The 13369-nt window shown below is 60.3% G+C and carries 11 protein-coding genes and 1 pseudogene; 10 read left to right on the plus strand and 2 right to left on the minus strand.

Annotated elements, in window-relative coordinates; genetic code table 11:
- Positions 1-17: 17 nt before the first annotated feature.
- Entirely contained in the window at positions 18-908 is an 891-nt protein-coding gene (locus N2A98_RS02810) for a LysR family transcriptional regulator (RefSeq protein ID WP_047712449.1), read from the minus strand.
- Between the two features lie 153 nt (positions 909-1061).
- Here N2A98_RS02810 and N2A98_RS02815 point away from each other — a divergent pair, with 153 nt between their 5' ends.
- The 10 genes and pseudogenes from N2A98_RS02815 (at position 1062) to N2A98_RS02855 (ending at position 12101) form a co-directional block, all read left to right on the plus strand.
- Positions 1062-2552, plus strand: a complete 1491-nt coding sequence (locus N2A98_RS02815) for an aldehyde dehydrogenase family protein (protein WP_003188096.1) — start codon at positions 1062-1064, stop codon at positions 2550-2552.
- 102 nt (positions 2553-2654) lie between these two features.
- Entirely contained in the window at positions 2655-3938 is a 1284-nt protein-coding gene (locus N2A98_RS02820) for an FAD-binding oxidoreductase (RefSeq protein ID WP_044271028.1), read from the plus strand.
- 374 nt (positions 3939-4312) lie between these two features.
- On the plus strand, positions 4313-5449 hold the full coding sequence (locus N2A98_RS02825) for a branched-chain amino acid ABC transporter substrate-binding protein (RefSeq protein WP_003188098.1): 1137 nt from the start codon (positions 4313-4315) through the stop codon (positions 5447-5449).
- Between the two features lie 201 nt (positions 5450-5650).
- A complete protein-coding gene (locus N2A98_RS02830) occupies positions 5651-6565 on the plus strand; it encodes a branched-chain amino acid ABC transporter permease (protein WP_003188099.1) in 915 nt (304 codons plus the stop codon).
- A gap of 2 nt (positions 6566-6567) precedes the next feature.
- On the plus strand, positions 6568-7845 hold the full coding sequence (gene livM, locus N2A98_RS02835) for a high-affinity branched-chain amino acid ABC transporter permease LivM (RefSeq protein ID WP_003188100.1): 1278 nt from the start codon (positions 6568-6570) through the stop codon (positions 7843-7845).
- Positions 7842-8717: an ATP-binding cassette domain-containing protein gene (locus N2A98_RS02840; protein WP_275622998.1), complete on the plus strand. Its 876-nt coding sequence runs from the start codon at positions 7842-7844 to the stop codon at positions 8715-8717. Before livM ends, N2A98_RS02840 begins: the two co-directional genes overlap by 4 nt.
- Entirely contained in the window at positions 8714-9430 is a 717-nt protein-coding gene (locus N2A98_RS02845; protein WP_005784287.1) for an ABC transporter ATP-binding protein, read from the plus strand. Before N2A98_RS02840 ends, N2A98_RS02845 begins: the two co-directional genes overlap by 4 nt.
- A gap of 784 nt (positions 9431-10214) precedes the next feature.
- Complete coding sequence (locus N2A98_RS02850) at positions 10215-10982, plus strand: SDR family oxidoreductase (RefSeq protein WP_275622999.1); 768 nt, start codon at positions 10215-10217, stop codon at positions 10980-10982.
- 30 nt (positions 10983-11012) lie between these two features.
- Positions 11013-11099 (plus strand): annotated as a pseudogene (locus N2A98_RS27155) (outer membrane lipoprotein carrier protein LolA); the annotation flags it as partial.
- Between the two features lie 96 nt (positions 11100-11195).
- Positions 11196-12101 (plus strand): cation diffusion facilitator family transporter, encoded by a 906-nt coding sequence (locus N2A98_RS02855; RefSeq protein ID WP_003188105.1) that lies wholly within the window; start codon positions 11196-11198, stop codon positions 12099-12101.
- 119 nt (positions 12102-12220) lie between these two features.
- Here N2A98_RS02855 and N2A98_RS02860 read toward each other — a convergent pair whose 3' ends face one another.
- Entirely contained in the window at positions 12221-13330 is a 1110-nt protein-coding gene (locus N2A98_RS02860) for an AGE family epimerase/isomerase (protein ID WP_078467375.1), read from the minus strand.
- Positions 13331-13369: the final 39 nt, after the last annotated feature.

Raw genomic sequence — 13369 nt, forward strand, 5'->3', positions numbered from 1 at the left:
GGCGGTTTTCCAGGCGCCTAAATAACTTGCTCCATCATCCACTTCACAAATTCACGCACCTTGGGCACCTCAGCCGAATGCTCAGGATACGCCAAGTAATAAGCATCCTGGCTCGGCATCCCATGTTGCCAGGGAATCACCAACTTGCCCTCGGCCAATTCCTCCTCCACCAGAAAGCGTGGCAACAGCGCCACGCCGCACCCCACCTGCGCCGCACGGATGCACATGTAGAACGTGTCGAACCGCGGCCCATGGTAGCTGTGCTCGGTATGAAAGCCCTGGCTGGCGAACCAGTCATGCCAGCCCTGAGGCCGCGAGGCGTTTTGCAGCAGCACCAGCTCGCTCAGTTGCGTGGGGTCGGTGAAGGGCTGGGCGGGCAGGCTGTCGGGCGAACACACCGGTACCAGCTCTTCACTGAACAGTTTCAGGCTCTCGGTACCGGGGCGTGCGCCCTGGCCGAAGTAGAACGCCATGTCGGCCTTGCCTTGCAGTAACTCGTCCGGGTCCTGTTCATTGCACAGGTCCAGGTGGATCTGCGGGTGACGCAAACGCCATCCCTTGAGGCGCGGCACCAGCCAGCGTGCGCCAAAAGTGTAGGGCGTGGACACACGCAGCACTTCGGTTTCGCCGCCGTAGGAGCGCAGGTAGTGGGTAGACATCTCCACCTGGGTGAGGATCTTGCGCACTTCCACCAGGTACAGGTCGCCCGCCGGGGTCATCTGCAAGCGCCGGCGCACGCGGCGAAACAGCAGGTGTTGCAACAGTTCTTCCAACTGCGCCACCTGTTTGCTCACCGCGCTTTGGGTGAGGTTCAGTTCCTCGGCGGCGCGGGTGAAGCTCAGGTGGCGGGTGGCCGCTTCGAAACACTGCAGGGCGGTGATCGAGGGCAAATGTCTTTTGTTCAGCACGGCATGCCTCTTTTTATTCTTTGCATGAATAAAGGGAATGATATCTCGCCTAATCGTCGTTTGTTGGCAAGTCTTGGGCCAGCTACAAATAGGGCCAGGATCGCCGTGCGTATTGCGGCGCGAATTTTTGTATGCAGATTGAAGGAGTGACCCATGGTTGCCGCATTGCTTGATCGTCTCGGGGTAAACCCGGCGCTGTACCAGGCCGGGAAACAACCCGTGCATTCACCGATTGATGGCAGCCGTATCGGCAGTGTCCATTGGGAAGGCGCCGCCGAGGTGGAGCAACAGGTCAGTCGCGCCGAGCATGCATTCGAAGCCTGGCGCAAAGTGCCGGCACCGCGACGTGGCGAGCTGGTGCGCCAGTTCGGTGATGTATTGCGCGAATACAAGGCCGACCTGGGTGAGCTCGTTTCCTGGGAAGCCGGCAAAATCACCCAGGAAGGCTTGGGTGAAGTGCAGGAAATGATCGACATCTGCGACTTCGCCGTGGGCCTGTCGCGTCAGCTGTACGGCTTGACCATCGCCTCCGAGCGCCCAGGCCACCATATGCGTGAAACCTGGCACCCGCTGGGCGTGGTCGGCGTGATCAGCGCCTTCAACTTCCCGGTGGCCGTGTGGGCGTGGAACACTGCGCTGGCCTTGGTGTGCGGCAACGCGGTGATCTGGAAACCGTCGGAAAAGACCCCGCTCACCGCACTGGCCTGCCAGGCCCTGTTCGAGCGCGTGCTGAAGAAGTTCGACGGTGCTCCCGAGTACCTCAGCCAAGTGATCATCGGCGGCCGCGACGCCGGCGCTGCGCTGGTGGACGACCCGCGCGTCGCTCTGATCAGCGCCACCGGCAGTACGCGCATGGGCCGCGAAGTGGCACCCAAAGTCGCCGCGCGTTTCGCCCGCAGCATTCTTGAACTGGGCGGCAACAACGCGATGATCCTCGGCCCAAGCGCCGACCTGGATATGGCCGTACGCGCCATCCTGTTCAGCGCAGTGGGCACCGCCGGCCAACGTTGCACCACCCTGCGCCGGCTGATCGCCCATGAGTCGGTCAAGGAAGAAATCGTCACCCGCCTCAAGGCCGCCTATTCCAAGGTGCGCATCGGCCACCCGCTGGAAGGCAACCTGATCGGCCCGCTGATCGACAAGCACAGCTTCGACAACATGCAGGACGCCCTTGAGCAAGCCTTGAGCGAAGGCGGCAAGGTGTTCGGCGGCAAGCGCCAACTGCAGGACACATTCCCCAACGCCTACTACGTCTCGCCGGCCATCGTCGAAATGCCCGAGCAAAGCGACGTGGTGTGCAGCGAAACCTTCGCACCGATTCTTTACGTGGTCGGCTACACCGACTTCGCCGAAGCCCTGCGCCTGAACAACGCCGTGCCGCAAGGCTTGTCGTCCTGCATCTTCACCACCGACGTGCGTGAAGCCGAACAGTTCATGTCGGCGGTAGGCAGCGACTGTGGCATCGCCAACGTCAACATCGGCCCAAGCGGTGCAGAGATCGGTGGCGCGTTCGGGGGTGAAAAAGAGACCGGCGGCGGGCGTGAATCGGGCTCGGATGCGTGGCGCGGGTATATGCGCCGGCAGACCAATACCGTGAACTACTCGCTGGAACTGCCGTTGGCACAAGGCATTACCTTCGACTGATCTGGCACGGTCAATGTGGGAGCAGGCAAGCCAGCTCCCACAGGTGATTGGGTTTCCCATTCAAAAGAGTATTTGTTTGTTAGGTCTCATCGGAGTCTGGCAATGGCACTGCGCGAAACATGTTTATGGGAACACCTCACCCCTGGCCGCCCCGACCGGGCCGCGCTCAAGGGCGCGGTCAAGGTGGATGTGTGCGTGATCGGCGCCGGCATCACCGGTTTGTCGGCGGCCATTCATTTGCTGGAACAGGGTAAAAGCGTTGCCGTGCTGGAGGCCCATCGCACCGGCCACGGCGGTTCGGGGCGCAACGTCGGGCTGGTCAATGCCGGCCTGTGGATTCCACCGGACGAGATCGAGGCCGGTTTCGGCACGGCGGTGGGCAGCCAGCTCAACCGCATGCTGGGCGCGGCGCCGTCCCTGGTGTTCAGCCTGATCGACAAGTACAACATCGACTGCCAATTGCGCCGTGAAGGCACCTTGCACATGGCGCACAACGCCCGTGGCGAGGCGGATTTGCGCAGCCGTGAGCAGCAGTGGAAACGCCGTGGCGCGCCGGTTGAGTTACTCACCGGCCAGGCCTGCGAGCACGCCACCGGTACCCGCAAAATCGCCGCCGCATTGCTGGATCGGCGCGCCGGCACCTTGAACCCCATGGCCTATACCACGGGGTTGGCGAATGCCGCCGTGGGGCTGGGCGGGCAATTGTTCGATCATTCGCCGGTCACCCAGCTTGAGCGCCAAGGCGCCGATTGGTCGGTGCAGACCGCCGAGGGCGCGGTGCAGGCCGCGCAGGTGGTGATCGCCTCCAATGCCTACACCGAAGGCGAATGGACCGAGCTGCGGCGTAACTTCTTCCCCGGCTATTACTACCAAGTGGCCTCGGCGCCGCTGACCGATGACGCGGCCAAGCAGATCCTCCCCGGCGGCCAGGGCTCCTGGGACACGCGCCAGGTCCTGAGCAGTATTCGCCGCGATGCCGATGGCCGCCTGTTGCTCGGCAGCCTGGGCAATGGCAACCAGAAACCGGCATGGTTTCTCAAAGCGTGGGCCGATCGGGTGCAGCAACACTACTTCCCGTACCTCAAACCGGTGCAGTGGGAATACACCTGGACCGGCTGCATCGCGTTCACCCCTGACCACTTGATGCGCCTGTTCGAACCGGCCCCCGGCCTGGTGGCGGTTACCGGTTATAACGGACGCGGGGTGACCACCGGCAGCGTGGTGGGCAAGGCGTTTGCCGACTACCTGTGTCACCAGGATCCCCAAGCCTTGCCGATCCCCTTTGCCCCTATGCAGCCCCTGGCCGGGGTAGGCCTGCGCAGTTGCCTGTATGAAGCCGGCTTCTCGCTCTATCACGCCGGGCAATGCCTGAGGATCGTGATCTGATCAGCGAAATACCCCTCAGAAGCCTGCATTTTCTTAGCAGGCTACCCATCTGTATTGGTGCAAGTCGTAGCAATCACGCACTGTAAATGTGCAGTTCCGTTACGCACGTTGTTACAGCTGTAGGAACTGTCGTTTATGCCTGCGGTTGCAGGTGCGACCTGCCAGGGTTGTACTTTTTTGCAGTGTTGGTTGCACCTGTAGACGCTAGACGGTTGCACGTCCTGGCAAAAGGCGTCGAAACGCCTGTAATAACAATGACACCGTGTCTTTTTGAAGAATAAAAACGTAATGGCACGCGGCTTGCTCTGAGCTTTCGGTGAAAGGTTTGAATGCAAGTTGTCGTGCCAAAAATCAAAAATATCGGAGCACCACTCATGTCCCAGACGTTTTACAAGAAAGGTTTTCTGGCCCTCGCCGTTGCTGCGGCGCTGGGTGTTTCTACGTTTGTTCAAGCTGATGTGAAAATTGGTGTGGCGGGCCCGATGACGGGTGCCAACGCCGCTTTCGGTGAGCAGTACATGAAGGGTGCCCAGGCGGCAGCCGACGTTATCAACAAGGCCGGCGGCATTAACGGCGAGCAGATCAAGCTGGTGGCCGGCGATGACGCCTGCGAACCCAAGCAGGCCGTGGCCGTGGCCAACCGCCTGGCTGACCAGGACAAAGTGATCGGCGTGGTCGGGCACTTCTGCTCATCCAATACCATCCCGGCGTCTGAGGTTTACGACGAAGCAGGCATCATCGCCATCACCCCAGGCTCCACCAACCCACAAGTGACCGAACGCGGCCTGGGCGCCATGTTCCGCATGTGCGGGCGTGACGACCAGCAAGGCATCGTCGCCGGCGACTACATCGTCGATGTGCTCAAGGGCAAGAAAGTCGCGGTGATCAATGACAAGGACACCTACGGCAAAGGCCTGGCCGACGCCACCGCAGCCCAGTTGACCAAGCGCGGCGTCAAGCCGGTGCTGGAAGAGGGCCTGACCCGTGGCGAGAAAGACTTCAGCGCCCTGGTCACCAAGATCCGTTCCCTGGGCGCCGACGTCGTGTACTTCGGCGGCCTGCATCCGGAAGCTGGCCCATTGGTGCGCCAGATCCGTGAAGCAGGCTTGAAAGACGTCAAGTTCATGTCCGATGACGGCGTGGTCACCGACGAGCTGGTGTCCACCGCAGGTGGTGCGCAGTACGTCGATGGCGTGTACATGACCTTCGGCGCCGACCCGCGCCTGCTGCCAGACAGCAAGACCGTGGTGGAAGAGTTCCGCAAAAACGGCACCGAGCCAGAAGGCTACACCCTGTACGCCTACGCCTCGATCCAGGCCCTGGCCGCCGGTTTCAACGGTGCCAAGTCCAACAAGGGCGAAGACGCTGCCAAGTGGCTCAAGGCCAACCCGGTTAAAACCGTCATGGGCGAAAAAGCCTGGGATGCCAAGGGCGACCTGAAAGTCTCTGACTACGTGGTTTACCAGTGGGACAAAGACGGCAAATACCATCAGTTGGAAAAGCAGAAGTAAGTACAAGCACCACGGACTCAATGTGGGAGCGGGCTTGCTCGCGAAAGCAGAGTGTCAGTCGCCGAATGTGTTTATGACACACCGCATTCGCGAGCAAGCCCGCTCCCACATAAGGGCTGTGTTTTGACCCCGATCTGTCTTTTCCTCCAGAAGCGCCGCACACCCACCGGTGTGCAGGTGCTCACCGCGTGAGATTGCGTTATGGATGGTATTTTCCTGCAGCAACTGGTCAACGGCCTGACCCTCGGGTCGGTCTATGGCCTGATCGCCATCGGCTACACAATGGTCTATGGCATCATTGGCATGATCAACTTCGCCCACGGCGAGGTTTATATGATTTCCGCTTACCTCGCGGCGATCAGTCTGGCACTGCTGGCTTACTTCGGCATCGAATCCTTCCCGCTGCTCATTCTCGGTACCTTGATCTTCACCGTGGTCGTCACCGGCGTGTACGGTTGGGTGATTGAGCGTGTCGCCTACAAACCCCTGCGTAACTCCACCCGCCTGGCTCCGCTGATCAGCGCCATCGGTATCTCCCTGATCCTGCAGAACTACGCGCAGATCGCCCAGGGTGCCAAGCAACAAGGTATTCCCACCTTGCTGGCCGGCGCCTGGCGCGTCGATATCGGCACCGGGTTTGTGCAACTGACCTACACCAAAGTGTTCATCCTGGTCGCCGCTTTTGCCGGCATGGCCTTGCTCACCTACATCATCAAATACACCAAGCTGGGCCGCATGTGCCGCGCTACCCAGCAAGACCGCAAGATGGCCTCGATCCTGGGCATCAACACCGACCGCGTGATCTCCTACGTGTTTGTCATCGGTGCCGCCATGGCCGCCCTGGCCGGCGTGCTCATCACCCTCAACTACGGCACTTTCGACTTCTATGCCGGCTTCATCATCGGCATCAAGGCGTTTACCGCAGCGGTACTCGGCGGCATCGGCTCCCTGCCTGGGGCGATGCTCGGCGGGATCATCCTCGGTATCTCCGAGTCGCTGTTCTCGGGGTTGATCAACTCTGACTACAAAGACGTGTTCAGTTTCTCCCTGCTGGTGGTGATTCTGATTTTCCGTCCCCAGGGCCTGCTTGGTCGCCCACTCGTGGCTAAGGTGTAAACATGTCTGCTGCCAAATCCATTGATATCAAGAAAAGCGTGGTCGATACGGTGCTCGCGGGGCTGATTTCGCTGATCGTGTTCGGCCCGATTGTCGGCGTGGTGCTCGACGGCTACAGCTTCAACCTGGAGCCTGCGCGGGTTGCCGTGCTGGTCGCCATCGTCATGGCCGGGCGCTTTGCCCTGAGCCTGTTCCTGCAAACCCCCAAGGGTGTGAAGATCCTTCAAGGATTTGAGAGCAGCGGCTCCGGCGTGCACGTGCTGCCACCGGACTACAAGTCGCGGCTGCGCTGGATCATCCCGGCGCTGATCGTGATCGCCATCGTGTTCCCGATCTTTGCCAACAAGTACCTGCTCACCGTGGTGATCCTGGGGCTGATCTACGTGTTGCTCGGCCTGGGCCTGAACATCGTGGTGGGCCTGGCGGGCCTGCTCGACCTGGGTTACGTGGCCTTCTACGCCATCGGTGCCTACGGCCTGGCGCTGGGTTATCAATACCTGGGCCTGGGCTTCTGGACCGTGCTGCCACTGGCGGCCATCGCGGCGGCGTTGGCGGGGTGCATACTCGGCTTCCCGGTGCTGCGAATGCACGGTGACTACCTGGCCATCGTGACCCTGGGTTTTGGTGAAATCATTCGCCTGGTGCTCAACAACTGGCTGTCGTTTACCGGCGGCCCGAACGGTATGCCGGTGCCGTCACCGACCTTTCTGGGTCTGGAGTTCGGCAAGCGTGCAAAGGATGGCGGCATTCCGTTTCACGAGTTTTTCGGCATCGATTACAACCCTAATATCAAGTTCATGTTCATCTACATTGTGCTGTTCTTGGTGGTGCTGGCCGTGCTGTACATCAAGCATCGCCTGACGCGCATGCCGGTCGGTCGCGCCTGGGAAGCGCTGCGCGAAGATGAAATCGCCTGCCGCTCCATGGGCCTGAACCATGTGCTGGTCAAACTCTCGGCCTTCACCATCGGCGCGTCCACGGCCGGTTTGGCCGGGGTGTTCTTTGCCAGCTACCAGGGCTTCGTCAACCCGTCGTCTTTTACGTTCTTTGAGTCGGCGTTGATCCTCGCCATCGTGGTGTTGGGCGGCATGGGCTCGACGGTCGGCGTGGTGATCGCAGCGTTCGTGTTGACCGTTGCGCCGGAACTGCTGCGCAGCTTCTCTGAATACCGCGTACTGCTGTTTGGGGTGCTGATGGTGGTGATGATGATCTGGCGACCGCGCGGCTTGATTCGCATCAGCCGTACCGGCGTGACGCCACGCAAAGGGGTAGCGCCATGAGCAAGGAAATCGTGCTGTCCGTCGAACACCTGATGATGCACTTCGGTGGCATCAAGGCCCTCAGTGATGTGAGCCTGCAGGTCAAACGCAACTCGATCTTCGCCCTGATCGGCCCCAACGGCGCCGGCAAGACCACGGTGTTCAACTGCCTCACCGGCTTTTACAAAGCCAGCGGCGGCAAGATCGAACTGAACGTGCGGGGCAAGCAAACCAACGTGATCCAGCTGCTCGGCGAGCGCTTTGAGGCCACCGACTTCGTGTCGCCCAAAAGCTTCCTCAGCCGTGTGTACTACAAGATGTTCGGTGGCACCCACCTGGTGAATCGCGCGGGCCTTGCGCGCACCTTCCAGAACATTCGCCTGTTCAAGGAAATGTCGGTGCTGGAAAACCTGCTGGTGGCCCAGCACATGTGGGTCAACCGCAACATGCTTGCCGGCATCCTCAACACCAAGGGCTACCGCAAGGCCGAAAGCGATGCGCTGGATTGCGCGTTCTACTGGCTGGAAGTGGTCGACCTGGTGGACTGCGCCAACCGCCTGGCCGGCGAGCTCTCCTACGGCCAGCAGCGCCGCCTGGAGATCGCCCGCGCCATGTGCACGCGGCCGCAGATCATCTGCCTGGATGAACCGGCAGCGGGCCTCAACCCTCAGGAAACCGAAGCCCTCAGCGCGATGATTCGCCTGCTGCGCGACGAACACGACCTCACGGTGGTGCTGATCGAACACGACATGGGCATGGTGATGAGTATTTCCGACCACATTGTGGTGCTGGACCACGGCAACGTGATCGCCGAAGGCGGCCCGGACGCGATCCGCAACGACCCGAAAGTGATCGCCGCCTACCTGGGCGCGGATGAAGAGGAACTGGTATGAGTGCACCTATCCTCGAAATGAAGGACCTGGACGTGTTCTACGGCCCGATCCAGGCCCTGAAAAAAGTCTCGCTGCACATCAACGAAGGCGAAACCGTCAGCCTGATCGGCTCCAATGGCGCGGGTAAATCCACGTTGCTGATGTCGATCTTCGGTCAGCCTCGGGCCGAGTCGGGGCAGATCCTCTACAACGGTGTCGACATCACTCACAAGTCGTCCCACTACATCGCTTCCAACGGCATTGCGCAGTCGCCGGAAGGGCGGCGGGTGTTCCCTGACATGACCGTCGAGGAAAACCTGCTGATGGGCACCATCCCTATTGGCGACAAGTTCGCCAGTGAAGACATGCAGCGCATGTTTGAGCTGTTCCCCAGGCTCAAGGAGCGGCGCAACCAGCGGGCGATGACCATGTCCGGTGGTGAGCAGCAAATGCTCGCCATCGCCCGTGCGCTGATGAGCCGGCCCAAGCTGTTGCTGCTCGATGAGCCAAGCCTGGGGTTGGCGCCGATTGTGGTGAAGCAGATCTTTTCCACCCTGCGCGAACTGGCGTCCACCGGGATGACCATCTTCCTGGTGGAGCAGAACGCCAACCATGCGCTGCGCCTGTCGGACCGGGCCTATGTGATGGTCAACGGTGAGATCCGCCTGACGGGCACCGGCAAGGAGTTGCTGGTGAACGAGGAAGTGCGCAACGCCTACCTGGGCGGTCACTGACCTAAAGCGGCGCGGTTCCCCTGTGGGAGCGGGCTTGCTCGCGAATGCGGTGTACCAGTATCAGATGTTTTGACTGACACAGCGCATTCGCGAGCAAGCCCGCTCCCACAGTTGTTTTGCGGTGTTCACAAGGCTAGCGCCAAATTGTGGAAAACAAATCCAGCCCACCTCAAAAGCGCGACATATAGCCGCCGCAAATCCCTGTTTTGTCACAGTTTTGACTTGTCCCCATCCACTGTGGAACCGGCTGTGGGTAACGTGGGAGTAGCTGGCTGAAAGCCTTTAACTACGTGGCTTACAGCTCTGTGGTTGTTTTTTGATCAGTGTGTTTTTCACGAGCGCCCCAGGGGTTTGTCAACCTGTTTAAAGACACAGGTATATGAACCAAATAAGTCATTCCTGCCTGTGGATAAGTCTGTGACTAAACTCTGGAAAGACGCGCGCAGGGGCCGGAATGACTGGCCTGGAGCCATCGTTGTGTTTTTCTGCATTTGTCAGCGCCTACATAGGCGTTCCCCCAGGTCAAGCAAAAAACTTTCTAAAACCGCCTGCAACCCTTGTACACAGCGGCTTTGAGCCATTTGCACTTGCCCCCAAAGACTGTGGGCGCAGTTGTGGATAACCTGCGCGCATATGGCTGCAAGCCACGGTTTATAAGGCTTTAATAGTGTTGATTAAAAAATGACCAGTTGCGCAGGCATGTGCGTGCATAGCGGTTGCCGCAACGGCGGCGTAAGGGCATTCTGCTGGCTGTTTTTTTCCCGATGCCCGCAAGGAGAACACCATGTCCGACACGCTGTTTATCACTGGCGCCACTTCAGGTTTCGGCGAAGCCTGTGCCCGTCGTTTTGCCGAAGCCGGCTGGAAACTGGTGCTCACCGGTCGTCGTGCCGAGCGCTTGAACGCTTTGGTCGAAGAGCTTTCCAAGCAGACCGAAGTGCATGGCCTGGTGGTGGATGTGCGCGACCGTAAAGGCATGGAGGAGGCCATCGCCAACCTGCCGCCGTCGTTCGCCAGGCTGCGCGGCCTGATCAACAACGCAGGTCTCGCCGTGGGCACCGACCCTGCACCCAAGTGCGACCTCGACGATTGGGAAACCATGGTCGATACCAACATCAAGGGCCTGCTGACCACCACTAACCTGCTGTTGCCGCGCCTGATTGCCCATGGCCGCGGTGCCGGGATCATCAACCTGGGTTCCATCGCCGGTAACTACCCGTACCCGGGCAGCCATGTATACGGTGGTTCCAAGGCGTTCGTGAAGCAGTTCTCGTTGAACCTGCGCTGCGACTTGCAAGGCACCGGCGTACGGGTGACCAATATCGAGCCGGGCTTGTGTGAAAGCGAGTTCTCCCTGGTGCGCTTCGGCGGTGACCAGGCGCGTTACGACGCCACCTATGCAGGTGCCGAACCGATCCAGCCACAGGACATTGCCGATACGATTTTCTGGGTGATGAACACTCCGGCCCACGTGAACATCAACCGCCTGGAGTTGATGCCGGTGAGCCAGACCTGGGCTGGGTTTGCGATTGAGCGTGGGGCCAAGGGCTAAGCACCTGCGCCACACACTGTAGGAGCGAGCTTGCTCGCGAAAAACGTTAACGATGACGCGGGTATCCTGAATGCACGCGGCGCGCTCAGGTTTTTCGCGAGCAAGCTCGCTCCTACAGATGGCGTCAAATCGGCCAAAATGCGGCATAAGGTACACTGCCCGCCTGAAAACCCCACCGCACCCAGCGGTTTAAAGGTTTTGACAGGAGGCAATGTGAGTAACCGAGGTGAGCAGGCACTGCTCAAACAATCGACTATCCTGATGTTCGCAGTCGCGATCGCAGGGATTGTCACGGGTGTGATATCCGGCGCCCAATCCATTCTGTTCGACGGCTTTTTCTCGCTGATCGCCACCGCCATCAAGGTGTTGATGCTGATCACGGCCAAGCTGATCGCCAAGAAAAGCAACGAGCGCTTCCAGTTCGGCTATTGGCACCTGGAGCCGATGGTGCTGTTGATAGAAGGCAGTTTCCTGCTGTTGATCGCCATCTACGCGTTCCTCAATGGCGTGTTTGGCATTATCAATGGCGGGCGCGAAATCGAGTTGGGGCTGGTGATCATTTATGCGGCGGTGTTTACCGTCGTGGAGTTCGCGTACTTCTTCTATGTGCGCTACCGCAATCGCACACTCAAGTCGTCATTGATCCAGTTCGACAACATCAGCTGGCTGGTGGACGCGATGCTGTCGGTGGGTTTGCTGATCAGCTTCCTGGCCGCGCTGTTGCTAAAGTCCCAGGGCTATGGCGAGTGGGCGGTCTACGTCGACCCGTTGATCCTGATCCTGCTGGCCCTGAGCATGCTGGCGCCGGCATTCAAGATTTTGCGCCCAGCGTTGCGGGAAGTATTGGGCATCGCGCCGGATCATTTGGACGACAAGGTCCGCGAAGTGATGGACGCGGCGCAGGCCAAGCATGGTTTCGACGACTACGTGTCCTATGTGCAGAAGCACGGGCGCGCGCGGTTTATCGAGATTCATGTGGTGCTGCCGGCGGATTACCCGGTAGATAACGTCGCCACCCTTGATGGGCTGCGTGAGGAGATATCCACAGGGCTGGGGGCGGCGGATGCGGCGCGGTGGTTGACGATCAGTTTTACCGGGGATCGCAAGTGGATTGCGTGAGGTCAGTTAGACCGAGGTGAAGCCTTCGCGAGCAAGCCCGCTCCCACATTTAACCGCGTCTTACCTTTGGAATGCGGTCGAATGTGGGAGCGGGCTTGCTCGCGAAGAGGCCCTACAGGTCAGCCCAGATGCCGGACCAAACCCTGATAGCAAGTCGCTAAATGATAAGGCGTTGTCGAAGGCATATCCCGCCGGCTCACCTTACCCTCGGCATCCAGGCATTCATGCCAACCCTTTGCATGCAAAAAGCGCTGTTGCAGCGCCTGCAGCTGACGCTGCAGCACTGCTTCGCTACCTGGCCGCAAGGTCAGCGCCCGCAGGTACTCCGCCTGCGCCCAGATCCGTTGGGTACCGTCGCGCACCGTGCCATCCAGCGCGAGCATGCCGCTGACCGCGCCGCTTAACTTATCCACACCCTTTTGCTCGGCATAGGCAAATGCCCGTGTCAGCGACCCATGCAGCGCGGTGCCGCGCAGCACAGCTGAAGATTCGAGCAAAAAGAACCATTCGAACTGGTGCCCCGGCTCAAACCAGTTATCCACAGCGCCCAAAGGTTTTTCCATCATCACGCCGTGCTCGCGGTCGATGAAGCGTTGCTGCATGGCCGTCGCCAATGCCAGCAGGGCCGCTTGTACCTCGGCATCCTCACGCACCGCGAGGGTGGCCAGGAAACCTTCTGCCAAGTGCATCAACGGGTTTTGCAAAGGGCCTGCGTTGAGCGAGGCCCAGTTGCGCTCCAGTACCGCCTCGTACAACCCGTCGCCGGTGGCAAAGCGTTGGGCGACGACTTCCAGGGCGGCGTTGAGCACCGACTCTACCAGCGGTTCACGCACCTTGGCCCAGTAATGGGCGCAGGCAAAAATAATGAAGGCGTGGGTGTAGAGGTCTTTGCGCTTGTCCAGCGGCTGGCCGGCGGGGTCGATGCTGTAGAACCAGCCACCGTGTTCGGCATCATGAAAGTGCCGTTGCAGGGAGCGAAACAGCGCCGCCGCACGTTCTTCGGCAAACGCCGCGCCGGGCTCGCCGATCAGGCTGGCGAACAGGTACAACTGCCGGGCGCAGGCCATGGCGCGATAGCGCTGTGGGGGCAGTGGCAGGTGGTCGGCGTCCAGGGCCTCAAAGGGCAGTGCCAGGTCGGCATTCCAGCCCGGGCCTTGCCAGAGGGGCACGATCAGGTCATGGAAGTGCGTGAGCACAGGCGTCAGGGAAGAGGCGGAAGCGATGGGCATTGGCTGGCGTCGTCACGGCAGGGGTGTTTGCCGCGCATG

Origin of the sequence: Pseudomonas sp. FJ2-5-13 (genome assembly GCF_029201605.1) — a bacterium.
Lineage (GTDB): Bacteria > Pseudomonadota > Gammaproteobacteria > Pseudomonadales > Pseudomonadaceae > Aquipseudomonas > Aquipseudomonas lactis.